The 14,049-nt window shown below is 49.4% G+C and carries 9 protein-coding genes and 2 tRNA genes; 5 read left to right on the forward strand and 6 right to left on the reverse strand.

The features are described 5' to 3' along the window. The first annotated feature begins 141 nt into the window (after positions 1-141). Positions 142-1,632 (forward strand): S41 family peptidase, encoded by a 1,491-nt coding sequence (locus tag BQ7483_RS03310; protein WP_072544984.1) that lies wholly within the window; start codon positions 142-144, stop codon positions 1,630-1,632. Between the two features lie 72 nt (positions 1,633-1,704). On the opposite strand, the gene BQ7483_RS03315 is transcribed toward BQ7483_RS03310, so the two are convergent. Next, positions 1,705-2,262: a DUF3332 domain-containing protein gene (locus tag BQ7483_RS03315; protein WP_022020644.1), complete on the reverse strand. Its 558-nt coding sequence runs from the start codon at positions 2,260-2,262 to the stop codon at positions 1,705-1,707. A 249-nt stretch (positions 2,263-2,511) separates the two neighbouring features. On the opposite strand from BQ7483_RS03315, the gene BQ7483_RS03320 reads away from it, so the two are divergent. The 3 genes from BQ7483_RS03320 (at position 2,512) to BQ7483_RS03330 (ending at position 3,596) form a co-directional block, all read left to right on the forward strand. After that, positions 2,512-3,315: an MBL fold metallo-hydrolase gene (locus tag BQ7483_RS03320; protein ID WP_022020645.1), complete on the forward strand. Its 804-nt coding sequence runs from the start codon at positions 2,512-2,514 to the stop codon at positions 3,313-3,315. A 90-nt stretch (positions 3,316-3,405) separates the two neighbouring features. Continuing rightward, a tRNA-Lys gene (locus BQ7483_RS03325) sits at positions 3,406-3,478 on the forward strand. Between the two features lie 43 nt (positions 3,479-3,521). After that, positions 3,522-3,596 (forward strand) — tRNA-Pro (locus BQ7483_RS03330). A gap of 125 nt (positions 3,597-3,721) precedes the next feature. Here BQ7483_RS03330 and BQ7483_RS03335 read toward each other — a convergent pair. From BQ7483_RS03335 to BQ7483_RS03355, 5 genes are all read right to left on the reverse strand, one after another. Next, a complete protein-coding gene (locus BQ7483_RS03335) occupies positions 3,722-4,765 on the reverse strand; it encodes an IS110 family RNA-guided transposase (protein WP_072544801.1) in 1,044 nt (347 codons plus the stop codon). A gap of 391 nt (positions 4,766-5,156) precedes the next feature. Continuing rightward, positions 5,157-7,118, reverse strand: coding sequence for a hypothetical protein (locus BQ7483_RS03340; RefSeq protein ID WP_072544802.1), 1,962 nt, complete (start codon positions 7,116-7,118; stop codon positions 5,157-5,159). A gap of 339 nt (positions 7,119-7,457) precedes the next feature. Next, a complete protein-coding gene (locus BQ7483_RS03345) occupies positions 7,458-8,336 on the reverse strand; it encodes a hypothetical protein (RefSeq protein WP_022019866.1) in 879 nt (292 codons plus the stop codon). A gap of 60 nt (positions 8,337-8,396) precedes the next feature. Continuing rightward, positions 8,397-10,619, reverse strand: coding sequence for a hypothetical protein (locus BQ7483_RS03350; RefSeq protein WP_072544803.1), 2,223 nt, complete (start codon positions 10,617-10,619; stop codon positions 8,397-8,399). A gap of 36 nt (positions 10,620-10,655) precedes the next feature. Further along, positions 10,656-12,512 carry a hypothetical protein gene (locus tag BQ7483_RS03355; RefSeq protein ID WP_072544804.1) on the reverse strand — a complete coding sequence of 619 codons (1,857 nt, stop codon included), beginning with the start codon at positions 12,510-12,512 and terminating at the stop codon, positions 10,656-10,658. Positions 12,513-12,825: 313 nt separating this feature from the next. Between BQ7483_RS03355 and BQ7483_RS03360 the strand changes: the two genes are divergently transcribed. Next, positions 12,826-13,827 carry an IS4 family transposase gene (locus tag BQ7483_RS03360; RefSeq protein WP_235847295.1) on the forward strand — a complete coding sequence of 334 codons (1,002 nt, stop codon included), beginning with the start codon at positions 12,826-12,828 and terminating at the stop codon, positions 13,825-13,827. The last annotated feature ends 222 nt before the right edge of the window (positions 13,828-14,049 follow it).

A 14,049-nucleotide genomic window follows, 5' to 3' on the forward strand; every position in this document is an offset into this window, starting at 1 on the left:
GTTCTCCAATATCCGTCAAGTTCATAATGGTTCATCCGGAAAAATAGTCAAGGAAGAATATTTGTTCTTCCAAACGAGTATCGTCTGTGCGAATTTATTATTTTTGCAGCATAAAAATGACAAATTAATATAGAAATGGGAATGAAACTGACATTTTTGAGCAAAGGGTCCATTCTGCTGTTGGCCTTTTGTAGCCTGACGGGATGTGCGGAAACAGAAAAGGAAGATGAATTGTCGGGTAGTATCTCGAAAGAAATCCGTTATGCCAACCAGTTTGGCAAGGACATCATGAGTACCTATTATTTATGGAACACTGAAATCAGTGCCGATTTGGATGCCTGGAATATCAAAACCAATGAAGATCCTATCGGGACGGTCGACCGGATCCGTTATCATGATGGCGAGCAATACATTGACAAATGGACCATGCTGACCGACGATATGGAGTCCTTTACCAGCAGTATGGAAGGGGTGTCAACTACGTTCGGATGGAATCTGACTGTCTACCGGCTGGCGGCAAACAGTAACCAATGCATCGGGGTCGTCAATTTCGTTCACGACAATACGCCCGCTTCCCGTATGAATTTGAAGCGGGGCGACATCATCATCGGTCTGAACGGCGGATCTCTCACTACGGAAAATTATCTGGACCTGTATTACAGTCCGTCCCTGACGGTTTCGTTGGGGAAATTGGATGTAGAGAGCAATCAGTTGGTCGATTTGGGCAAAAAAGTCAGCCTGACGGCCGAAACTCTGTATGAAGATCCGGTACTGTGCGATTCCATTTACGAATTCAATGGAAAGAAGGTGGGCTACCTTGCTTACTCCAGTTTCGATTTGAAGTCCATTGACAAGTTGATAGAGATAGCCAAACACTTCAAGCGGGAACAAGTTAGCGAACTGATACTCGACCTGCGCTATAACGGCGGCGGGTATGTGATAACCGAAAGCGTACTGGCTTCCATGTTTGCTCCGCAGGAGGATGTCAGTCAGAAGAAGATTTTCGAAAAGGAAGTCTACAACGACCTCCTGACGCAGGCCGGCTGGGACGAAGAGACTCCTTTCACCACCGAATTCTATTATCCTGAAGTTGGAGTCAATGCCAGTACCCAGGATGCCAACATCGGTTTGACGAAGATTTATGGCCTGATTGGTTCCGGTTCGGCTTCCGCTTCCGAAGCCCTGTTGGGCGGCCTGATGCCTTACATGGAGGTGGAACTCATTGGCGGGCAGTCTCATGGCAAATATTGTACGGGGTACCTGCTGTCTCCCGAGGATGTCTACGAAGACTCTCCTCAGGACATCGAGAACTGGGGTATATACATCATGGTCAGCATCTATCAGAACGCAGCCGGCAAGACGCCCTGCATGCCCGACGGGCTGATTCCGGATGTGGAAGTGGCAGACAACGCTATGCTTCCCTATCAGTTGGGCGATGTGGATGAACCCCTGTTGCGGGCTGCGCTTACGGCGGCCGGACGTACGTATGACGATGAAGGCACCCTCTCTACCCGCAGCCTGGATGCCCGTTTCATCCCGATGCGCGGAGTACAGAAACCGGTATTCGGCAAACGCATTCTGCTCGCTCCTTCCGCCAAATTCCGTCCGCTCGGCCGGTCTGTGCTTGAATAAGGAATATAATAAAAAAGAAGAAGGGCGCATCTCGATGCGCCCTTCTCTATATAGTAATGATAGACTTTCTGTTTAGTTCAGTGCATAGTAGGTATTGGTCATGACGGCCTGACGGGCTGTTGCCAGACCCTGTGCGTCGAGTGTTACGGTCAGTTCTTCACCGTTCGGCAAAGTCATCTGGGCTGTACCGTCGTTGTTCATCTGGATGAGTTCCGTGCTGACACCGCCTGCCACTACATTCCATGTGTTTTGGCTCTTGTCATAGATCAGTTCCATGGAAGCCGTTTTGTCACCTTCCTTCGTAATGGAATAGCCGTTTTCCAACGTTTCAACCAAATAGTTGCCGTTCTCGCCCTGAACCTTCTTGATGTCACCTACGCTGGCCAGCGGGTTGCTTCCGCTCCAGAATTCGATGGAGTTGATTACCAGAATGTCGGCAAGATAGCAAACACCGTATACTGGGATAATATTGAATGCCAGGAATACCAGTTCGTTTACAAACTTGTTACTAACACTTTGATTCCAGCTTACCAATTTGCTGTGCAGTCCGAAAGATCCGATGCACGAACTGAACATGAAAGCACCGCAAATCATAACGGTCGCAGCCATTTTAAAATTAAACTTTTTCATAATCTTCCTCTATTTTTAAAGTAAACATATTGTTTTTTGTCCAATTAATATGCAAATATACACTTTTAAATATAAATAGCTAACGAATAGTCAAAAAACTTTCTGTTTTTTCCGAGTCTTGTCAAAGACGTATCTTTTGAGGTATTTTATGGAACAGAAAAAGTCCCAAAGTGGACAAAATTCACTATATTTGCGCCACTTTTGCAGAAATGTCGTCTTGACGACGGCCAACAAAGAAGAGGATATACAATGAAAGTACGATTTATAAGCCTGGCCAGTGGCAGTAGTGGTAACTGTTACTATCTGGGAACAGAAAAATATGGAATACTGATTGATGCCGGCATTGCCGCCCGCAGCATCAAGAAGATTTTGAAAGATTTTGGTATCGGCATGGAGACCATCCGTGCCGTATTTGTGACGCACGACCATGCCGACCACATCAAGGCGGTAGGCGGGTTGGGCGAGAAGCTCAATATACCTATTTACACTACGTCGCGTATCCATGAAGGCATCAACCGGAGCTATTGCATGACCGAAAAGTTGCATACTTCTGCCCGCATCCTGGAGAAGGGGCAGCCCATGCAGCTGGCCGATTTCCGGATAGAGTCTTTCGAAGTGCCCCACGACGGTACGGACAACGTAGGTTATTTCATTCAGATTGACGGGAAGTCGTTCGCTTTCCTCACCGACCTGGGAGAAATCACTCCCGTAGCGGCCGAATACATCAAGAAGGCCAATTACCTGATTCTGGAAGCCAACTACGACGACGAGATGTTGCAGATGGGCACTTATCCGGCTTATCTGAAAGAACGCATCAAGAGCCGGACGGGCCACATGAGCAATGCGGCCACCGCCCAGTTCCTGGCCGAAAACTTCAATGAAGGGTTGCGCTACATCTGGCTGTGCCATTTGAGCAAGGACAACAACCATCCCGAGCTGGCCTACAAGACCGTCGAACTGAAATTGCACGATTATGGCATCCTTGTCGGTAAAGACGTGCAACTCTGTGCTTTAAAGCGCACAACCCCCTCCGAACTTTACGAGTTTGAATGAAAAAACTCGAATTCATCGAAAAAAAACGGCGAAATCTTTTGTAGGTTCCGATAAAAGGTCTACCTTTGCACCCGCAATCGAAAAACAAATGCACTCTTAGCTCAGTTGGTAGAGCAACTGACTCTTAATCAGTGGGTCCAGGGTTCGAATCCCTGAGGGTGTACATCTGCGATAAGCGGAAGAGCTTTCCCCCTGTGGAAGGTATTCGGGGTGTAGCGCAGTCCGGTTAGCGCACCTGCTTTGGGAGCAGGGGGTCGAAGGTTCGAATCCTTTCACCCCGACAGCAAGATATCAAGGAGTTACGATCAGTCGTAGCTCCTTTTTTTATGTCTGTACGGATGACAAGGAGAAGAGGATGTGTCAAAAGGAGAAAGGACTATCACTTTGTCATTCTGTTTTCTATGATTTACGCAAATGTAACAACATCTTTTTGCAATAAGTTAACACAACTTGTAGGACTTCCCTTCACATAGTCCCAACAGAAAGGTGTTTTGTTGCGTATGACAGCGAACAGTCGATGTATTGTTTTATTGCGTATGTTATTGACTATGAATCCGAAGGGTTTTCCTTCCGCTTTTTTTCTCTGTGCATACTCCTTTGTCCGGGGATTATGTGTTAACAACGAGAGTGCACCTTGTGTGAGCAGGGAATTGACATAACGGTTCGATGCCTTGCTCACTCTGGGCTTCTTGTTGATACTTGTGCCGGATGAATGTTCATGGGGAACACATCCCGTATGGTTGGCATACTGGCGGGCGCTATCGAATCTCGTAAAGTTTCTCGTATCCAGAATGATGGCTGATGCTGTTACCCACGATATGCCGGGGACGCTGAGCGCCAGTTCCGTATTTTCCTTGAACTCGTCTTCTTCCATTAGAGTTTCACGTATCTCTTTCTCCAAGGACTTGACGGACTCCATAATGGCTTTCATCACTTTCCGAAGGGCTTTGGATGCTTCGGAGGAGGCCTTTGACGTACTGCCGGAGAAATTGCGTAATTTGACCTCACATTCCTTCAGCATTCTTCTTGTCAGATGGAGTTCCCGCAATTTTTTCAGACCTTTGTCGGGAAGGGTGCATCCCTTTGCCTTGTCACGGTGCCGGCAGGCGTATTCGGCAATCATGCGCGCATCAAGTCTGTCCGTCTTGCTGCGCTGTATGCCGCTGCTCAACTTGATCTGAAGCGGATTCTCCAGCCAAAACAAATATTTCCTTTGGGTGAAGCATTCAACGACCTCCATGCTGTACATGCCGGTATTTTCACCGCAGAACAGGAAATCGGCCGCTTTCAGCCCCTTGTACAGACTACGTAGGCGGCCTGTCATCTGGGTACATCCCTTGCGGCTGTTTTCTACCTCGCCTTCCTGAAGGATAGACATACTTTCACTTTCCATGCAGCAGTAATTCATTTTTTCCTTGCTGAAATCGATTCCAATGATTAACTTTGCCATATTCTTTATTTTTAAACAGGTCAGCTACAACAGCCGTGAGCCATCTCCCTTAACTACCATTACCTTTAGGGTAAAAAAGGCAAAGTTTTCTATGTGGCTTTTTGACTGTTAACTGCAAGGTCCAAAACAGAATATAGATTTTATCTGGAGCGAGCATGGTTTACCTTGCAGTTGGCTGGTCTGTTTCTTTCACACAACAAAAGTAATCATTCCAACCGTATTTCCTTTTATTGCGCAAATCTAAGGGAGTAAAGCGAAGAATCTCGAAAACAGATGTTTGTGTATTGAGATCCTTCACTACGCTCCCTTAGATTTGCGTTTTGATTATGCTTTTCTATTTTGACACATCCTCTTTTTTGTAAAATCCCGGGACGTGAGTCCCTGTCAGAAGCTATGGCAGGAGATCCGTACCATATATATATTCCACCGGCGACTTCTTGAACCGCAGGATGCGGGTATCGTTGTTTCCGGCACCATTCTGGGTCAGATACAGACCGGCCATCGAACCATTGAAATACCACCCCTTGCCTCCCGGCTCATAGACGGTGAACAGGATGTTGTTGTAGTGTCCGTGATAGATGCCCGATGCATTCCATTGTGCCGCCGGTCCGTACCACACGACCGGCTCGAACTGCGGGAAGTCCGGACTCTTCATGGCCACGTATATCAGGTCGCTCACGGCCAGTCCGTCCACCGTTACGTCGTTCCTGCGCTTCTGTTCGCGCAGGATTTTGCTGTGTCCTTCCCAGGGATTCTTCAGCACATGGCTGCCGCTCCACATCACCCACACATAGTCCGTGGCGTCGAACAGGCGGTTGAACTCCTCCATGCTCGGCACTTCGTATCCGTCGGGAGCCAGTGCGGTGGGAGCCAGCTTGTTCATGTGGACCGTCTGCCCCGTCCGGAATCCGTCGAGCACGGCCGTCCCGTTCTGGTTGACCACCCTCAGCCCCTGTCCGCTGTCGCCCTGATAAGCCCATCCCCAGAGGTCGTAATATTCCTCCGCGGTACAGCTCTCCAGATATTGGAACGCAGTCTGGCCCGCCTGTACGGCCGGATCGGCCGAGGACAGTACCTGGTCGTCGAACGACCGCGAGTTCCCCTTCGCGTTGTACTTGCACCACCATACCCCGTGTAGCCAGGTCACGGATAGACCATAGTTGCGTCGCGACACGACGTATTCTTCCCGCTGCGAGCCGTCCGTATGGCTGATGACCAGCCGTCCTTCCTGTACCCGTCCGTTGGCTGTGGGGTCGTTCGGCTTCCAGCCCGCCAGCACACGGTATACATTGTCCGTTCCTTCACGCCGTTCCAGCTTCAGCCAGGGATCTTCACCCTCTTCAAACTCCACGGACAACTGCTTGCCCTCGGGTAAGGTGAAAGCACCCAGCTCGTTGTCGATGTAGCGGTCGAAGCGGTGCGTATAGGTTTCCGCGTCAAACGTCATCAGTCCTTCGATTTCCACCGGATTGGCCTGCAACACCAGCCGGATGCGGTCCTCGGGATACGAGTTGTCCAGCCCCTTGCGGTGGAACTGCAGCGTCGTTTCGTCGGTCGGCATGCCCGGCGCATAGAGAGCTTTCCGTATCCGGAAGAGGTTCTTGCCCTCCAGTCCCCGGGTTTGGGCCACCGGTTCCACGGTCAGCGGATAGCCGTTCAGCGGCAGCAGTTCCAGTTCATCGTCACAGTCCACGGCCAGCAGCACTTCCGTCGCTCCGTGCGCGAAGACGAGGGTCGTCCCTTCGTCCGTCACCTGCACGCCTTCGGTCAGTTCGGATAGCGTCTGGTCTACGGTCAGTCGGCTGTCCAGACTGGGTGTCAGTTCCGTCCCTTCGCCCGTGTTCCATTCTTCGATGTCCAGTCCTACGCCCGTCAGATCCTTACGCACGGTCACGGTGTAGACTGTATTTCTTTTCACTACGTCCGGCAGGGCCTGTTCCATTTCGTACATCTTTCCGTCCATCTCCGCCTTGACATAGACCGACAGGTCCGGATTATTCTGTTCGCAGAGATAGAAGATACCGGCCGAGTCCTGCTTCAGCCCTTCGCCGAATGTCCGTACCATGTCCTTCTTCTCCGTGCCATCCGGTGTCCGTACCTCGGACTGGGGGAAGACATACGTCTTCTGCGCAGCATTCTTTATCACGACATCTGTTACAGCCAGGTTGCCTGTTGTCCGGATGCGGAGGTCCAGGCGGGCCACGCCGCGTTTAACAGTCAGAGGAATGGTATATCCATTGTACTCTGCCAGATTTATTTCCCCAGTAAAAAACTGTACATCAGTCGTTACGTCGGATACGTCAATAGCAAATTGCAAAAAATCCGTTTCTGTCAGGTTACCGATTTCTTGCATTGGCTTATCTGGTGCATTACCTATTAAATACAATGTCCCAGCCCTTTGCTTTATTGGTAATTCGTACAGCCCGTTGTCGGCTGTCAGATCTTCCTGTGCTTCCGTCAGTATTCCGTTGTCGAATATATAGGCATCAATTTTCGTTATTCTGCTGTCTTGAAGAGTCGATAACGGTTTTTCGTGTCCAAAATTATTCAGGCTCATTTGGAGAAACGTTTGTCTGTCGGGAGAAATGGAACCGTCCATCTCGTTTTCGGAGCAGGAAAACGCAAACAATGCCATGCATGCCAAGACCGCTATCCGTATGATATTATGTGTCAGGTTCATATCGTTCTAATATTAAGGTGTCAGTTCCGTATTTGTTCCCTCTTCCCATTCGTCAAAAGCTACATCCAGTTTGATGTCAATACAATTTTGGCGTACAGTAATGGTGTAGATTGTATTTCTTTTCAGCGGACCTTCAAATGCTTTGGTCAAAGTTTTTTCTGCACCACTGATGATTGCTGTCACACGTACCTCAATATTATTGTTTTCCTGTTCATAGGCATATAGCATTCCTTCTTTTGTTCCTGTTATTGGTTCAGTAAATACGATTGTCGTATCCCTACGACTGGCCTGGTCTGGAGATACAATGCTTTCCTGTGGAAATATATATGCAGATTGAGCCAAATTATTCAAGGTGACACTTTTTACCTTAATCTCTTCTATGCCGTTTGTTTTCAGATCAAAACGTGCCATTCCGCGCTTCAATGCTACATTTGCTGTATTGTTAGAGCTGCTTGTGTTTTCCAATGCAACCATGCCTGTGAAGAATTGGGCCTGTCCGTTGGTCATATCGGTAACGCTTGCTTTCCATGCTGCTTCATCCAGTCTTTTTTCTAATAAATCGTTTGTAGGAATAGTTCCTCCTGCATACGCTATCAGATACAGATTACCTTGACGGCTGTCTATTTGGATATTGTAATTGTCGGATAAAGATGAACCTAAATCATAGATCTTCTCCATACTTCCATTTTTAAATAAAAAAGCCTTCATGTCGGTTATGTCATTTTCACCAGCGAGAGCCTGACCTAAACTTTCGTAAGCAGCCAATTGGGCACGAACGATTGTAGTATCCAGGACGCCGGACGGCAGGTTTTCTTCCACGTCGTTCGAACAAGACATCATTACCAATGTTCCTACTGCAAAGGTTGTGACCTTCATAAACTTAAATTCCATAATCGTTTGTTTGAGTTAGTTAGTAGATTAATTTAGATTTGGTGATTTTTGTTGTTTTATTCAATTATATGTATATTCTACCGGAGTCTTTATACATCGGATGGTACGGGTTTTTTGCGTATTCTGAACTGTGTATTTTAGCCAGTTCTGTCCTTCCTTTTCTAATTGTGAATAGCCCTCCATGTACCAAGAATTAGATGTTGTTCCAGCAGTAGCCAGCATAATCATCATGCGGGAAATATTTCCGGCTGTGCTGTTCCATTGGTGTCCCAATCCAAATAAGGTCCAATGGTTCCCATCATATTCGAAATCATAAAAAGCTACCGTACCATAAACTTGTTCGCAAAAAATGGCTTGGCGTTCTGTGACGGTCGCAGTAATTTCCTTTCCTTGTGTATTCTGATACGTTCTGGTTCCTACGCCACCGATATTCGAGTTGGTTCCCCACCCGAAGAAAGCATAGTCGTCATAGTCGGGCACTTCGTAGCCCGGTGGAGCCATTTGCGTGGCTGGCATGCCATTCCAGCTTTGCGGGTTGTTCTTGAAGCCTTCATGGTAGAATACGCTTCCATCGTGTCGAAGCGGTAGCTCGTCAGGATTTCCTCCTTGGAATTGACCGCCCATCAACGTCTGCAGTTCTTCATTCGTACACGAAGCCAAGTGCTCGGCCAAAGGCTGATTCATGGTTTGGTCGTATTCAATGCTTATTTGGTCTTCAAATTTGTTCACATTCCCTCGTAAATTGTACTTGCACCACCAAGTTCCGTCTATTTCTACAACCGGCAGTCCCCAGTTTATCCGTCGGATAGCGTATGACTCGCGATTGCTTCCACTGGTATCGCTGATAATCAGTCGGGCTTCCTGTGTTCGTCCGTCAGCCTTCGGGTCGTTGGGCTTCCACCCACCCAGTACACGATAATATCCGTCACTTTCTACCAGTTTGATCCAAGGAGTTTCTCCGGCTTCTGCTTCCACGGTAACCAGCTTACCTTCCGGTACGGTCAATCGTCCCAGTTCTCCTTCCACATAGCGCCCGAAGTCGCATACTCCGTTTTCATCCAGTACCAGTTCCCCCTCGATTGTTACAGGGTTGGGCTCACAAGCCAGTACTACCCGTCCCACCAGTGTCTGTTCCCGGTACAGGTTCAAGTGGATGTATTCCCAAACGCTTCCCGGGATACGCTGTTCTGCCGATACTTTGACGGCAGCAACCGATTGCAAGCTACGTACAGTGGCCGTCTGTACTGTCACCTTGTTCACTGCTCCATCGGTTATGACGGTTGTACCGGCTTCGCCGTTCAGTACGAGGCGGAAGTCGCTTCCCTGGTAGGGAATGAATACGCTGTCTGCCCGTTCGTTCACCCGTACGCCGTCGGGCAGGGCAGAGGCAGCCGTATTGACCAGCGCCTTGTCCACCGTTTCCGTATCGGTCGTGCTGCCGTTCTCCCATCCGTCGGCGGTGAGGTCCAGGCAGACGTCGTCACCCTGTCCGTACACGTGCAGGGTGTACGTCGTGTTGCGACGGATGCTGCCGGGCAGCGTGGCGGTCATGCGGTGCAGGGCGCCTCGGAAACGTACCAGCACTTCCGCCTGGCGTCCTTCGCCCGGCTGTTCGCAGAGGTAGATCAGCGTTTCGCGGCCGTTAGCCAGAGGCGTGTCGAAGTCCTTCTTGAACGAAATCTTCTCCGCTGTCTCGGGACTTTTTACGCCCGTCTGCTCGCAGATGTATCCCCGGTCTGCCAGGTTCGCGATATTTACCTGAAGCACCTCCACACCCTTGTCGGTCGATTCGAGGTCCAGTCGTGCCACGCTTCTCTTCAGTCCGACGGACAGTTCGGCCACCGATGTTCCGGACAGATCCGCCTGTCCGCTCATCAACATTCCCTGTCCCGTCATGGCAGCCGTCGTGGCCGGGAGCGCCTTGAATTCATCCAGCGTGGTGACGCCCGCTTCCAGTCCGTCGACGCCGTCCACCTGCGAGGCGTTCACCAGCACATACAGCGTTCCGTTGCCTGTACCCAGGTTCAGGTAGCAGAGGCCGTCCTTTCCGGGTGTCATCGGGCCGAACACTTCCTGTAGCGTTCCATCGGCAAAGCGGTAGGCCCGTACATCGTTCAGTTGCAGTTCCTCTTGTTCCGAAGAGGTGCCGGATGAGCTTTGGGCCAGCAGTCGTATCGCTGTTCCCCGGGCGGCATCCGTGCCGTCCCAGGCCGTATCCGCGTTACATCCCGCCATCAGCAGGGGCAACAAGGCTCCCCATAATTTGTTGGTATATCTTTTCATCGGTTGTTACTTTATTCAGTCATCAGATTATTATTTTCAGTACAGTGTCGGATTGTTTTTGCTGTCCAGGTACGCAGCCGAGTCGATGGGGAAGCGGTGCAGGTTGTCCACATAGAAATGGTTCATCAACTTCTGGGCCCAAGGGCCGTAGGTGAACGAGCTGCTGTGGTTGTATCCCATGACGTGACCCAACTCGTGGAACATGATTTCGCAGGCATACGTATTCGTATAGTGGGTAATCCACGCATTTTGGTAAGCCCCGAAGGTCGTTCCTCCACCCAGTCCGACAACCCCGTTTCCCGAGTATACCAGACCCACTTTTAGGGTCCGTACCTGTCTCATCTGCGACAGCACCTTTTCGGCAGTTACCTTGTCGTCCACGCCGCCATTACCATATAGGATGTCCTCGTTCGCCCTCAGAATCTCCTCGTGTTCCTTCATATCGATCATGTAGGTGAAGTTGATGAATAGCGCCACCACTTCGCGGCAGTGCACCGGCCGGATGCCCATCCAGTTGCCCGACGGTCCGCCGTCGGGTAGGTCCGGATCGCCACCGTAAAGCCCGAAGTAGATGTCCCATCCATGCTCTATCTCCTGCAGCTTGGCCCAGTACGGGTCGTCCGATTCCACCTTGAATTCCATTTCCGCCCATGCCTCCGGCGCCAGCGGGCCAATCTCCACCAGCTTTCCCGATTCCGTCCGGTACATGCCTTTCCGTCCGGCGAGGGTCGTTTCGTGGTAGGAGTCCGCAAAGGCCGGTATCGAGTCAAAGTAGGCCAGGTCGAAATATTCGCTGTCCGTTGTGGGCAGTTTCGCCTTCACCAGTACACCTTTCAGGTCGCGCGGCGAGTAGAATCGGGCGTGCAGCTGTCCTTCGCTGTTGATGTCCAGCTGCAGCGGCCGGGCCGTGTTGAATTTCCGCTGTTCCGGGTCCGTATAGACCGCTTTCGGCTCCCCGTCCTGCAGGATCAGGGCATGTCCGCCTTCGTCGTAGGCAGTCCGTGTCACGAACAAGGTTCCCAGATAGTCGTCCGGATGTTCCATCCGTGCCCGGATGTGGGCGATTCGGTTGGCCGCAATCTCTTCCGTAGCGAAGCGGTAGCTGCACTCCGCGTTTCCTCCCCGGTACCGGCGGGTCTGCAGGTCGATGTTGCCTTCCACCGTTGTACCCTCCACGTTGGGCATGAAGTAGAATGATGTTCCCTGGCTCAGGTCCAGCACTTCCATCGAGCCGTCGCTTTGTCCGTCGTAAGCGCCGTCCCCTCTGAAGGTGGTGTAGAACCGTGGCTGTTCCAGGGTCAGTGTCTTCCGGGTCACGGCCGTGCGCACATTCTCGTTGTTGTAGGTCAGGTTGATGTCCATCCGGCTCATGATGCGTTTCTGAACGATTTCGGCCGGTAGGATGGCTTCGTGTTCGTAGCCTTCTTCCGTCTTTTCCCGAATCACGCTGAAAGCCGTCTGCGAGTAGAAGTATTCCGCTTCGAGCGGTTTGCCCAGGTTTTCCGGGAAGCTGATCCATTCGTCCGCCATGTGCTCCATCCGACCGATGCGGGCTCCGTCTGCCTGTTCGTCGCCTCTGACGGCCAAAATCAGCAGTCTGTATTCGCCCTCTTTCAGTCCTTCGATTTTCATTTCCCGGCTTTGCGGGTCATAGATCCCTTTCAGTCCCTTTACGATGTAGCCGTCCTCGTCGGCCACGCAGAACTCCACCCGGTCGTAGGCGTCCGTTTCCTGTGCAGAGGCCCGGGTCTCCTCCCGGTTGTCATACCCGTCGCTTCTCAGTCTGACGACGGTACCCCCTGTAGCGGTTGCGGTACTTTCCGTCCATTCCTCCTGTTGGCAGGAAATAAAGGCCAGACTACATAAAAATGCGATCCAAACAATTTTTCTCATCTTGTCTCTGTTTAGTGTCAATAGGTTTGTTGTCCGTAAGTTTCAACGGTGTATACAACACACTTATTCGTCTCATTGTTTGAAACCTTTTGCTGACCGCCTGTTTTTTTGATGTAGGTCAATTGTGATTCATTAAGCAAGTAGAATTATAATTCATAATACTTATGCAAAATTCATTATTATAAAATACTAGTGGTGCGATAAAAACCACATCACTGTAGTTAAACGATTAATTTTAAATCAAATATAAGCATTAATTGATTTTTTGATTTGAAAATGATTTATTGTCCTGTAGTTTCAACATCTCAGGATTATGAATCAGGGCAAATTTGTATTTTCCCAAGTTGTCGAGTATATACCGCGATATCAGTTTGATAAACTCGTAAAGCAATATAAAGGAGATTGGCATACCAAAAATCTCAGCAGTTACAATCACCTCCTTCATCTGCTTTTCGGACAGTTGACAGGATGTGATTCTCTGAGGGATATTTGTCTATGCCTCGAAGCCCATAACAAGATGCTTTATCATCTCGGCTTTCGTAAGGCTGTGAACCATACCTCATTGTCTCGTGCAAACGAAAGTAGGGATTATCGCATTTTTGAAGGACTGGGCCTTTATTTGATTGCCACGGTCAGACCGATGTGCTCAAATATCCAACTGACTCAAATTACCATTGATAACGTGATATATGCGCTTGATTCCACGACCATATCAACCAGTATAAAGCTTGCAACGTGGGCTTTGGGGAAATACAGCAAAGGGGCTGTCAAGATGCATACCCTGTTGGATTTGAAAGGCAGCATACCTGCCAATATCCATATCACGGACGGCAAGTGGCATGACAGCAACGAGCTTGATACACTGACACCGGAGTCTTATGCTTTCTACGTGATGGATAAGGCATATGTTGACTTTAAAGCACTTTTTAGATTTCATCAGGCTCAGGCATTTTGGGTATCACGTCCAAAAGAGAACATGAAATTCGAGACTGTCAAGCAGATGGATATTTCCGATGTCAAATCTGGCGTACTGGAAGACTCCCATATAAAGGTAACGGGATATAACTCAAGCAAGCTGTATCCCGAAGACATGAGATTTGTCCGTGTTTATGACCCTGACAATGACACTATTGTGGACTTTATATACAATAACTTTGAAGTCAGTGCCTTGGAAATATCCAACTTGTACCGCCATCGATGGGATATAGAGGTATTCTTCAAGTGGATTAAACAGAACATCACCGTAAAGACTCTGTGGGGATATTCGGAAATGCTGTCAAAATCCATCTTTGGGCTGCCATCATATCGTATCTGACAGTATCTGACAGTGGCAAGAATAAAGGTTGCCTGCAACAGCCAATATTCAATCACCGAGGTGGCTACCCTGATTAGAATATCCGCTTTGGAAAGAACAGACCTGCGGTCGTTGATAACAAAGCAAGACTCATCAATCATTTCAAACCAAAATGTCAAAGGACTCTCGTTATTTGGTGATATTTAAAACAAATGCGATTTTATCGCACCAGTAATAATTATA

Origin of the sequence: Mediterranea massiliensis, assembly GCF_900128475.1 — a bacterium.
In the GTDB taxonomy this organism is placed as follows: domain Bacteria; phylum Bacteroidota; class Bacteroidia; order Bacteroidales; family Bacteroidaceae; genus Bacteroides; species Bacteroides massiliensis_E.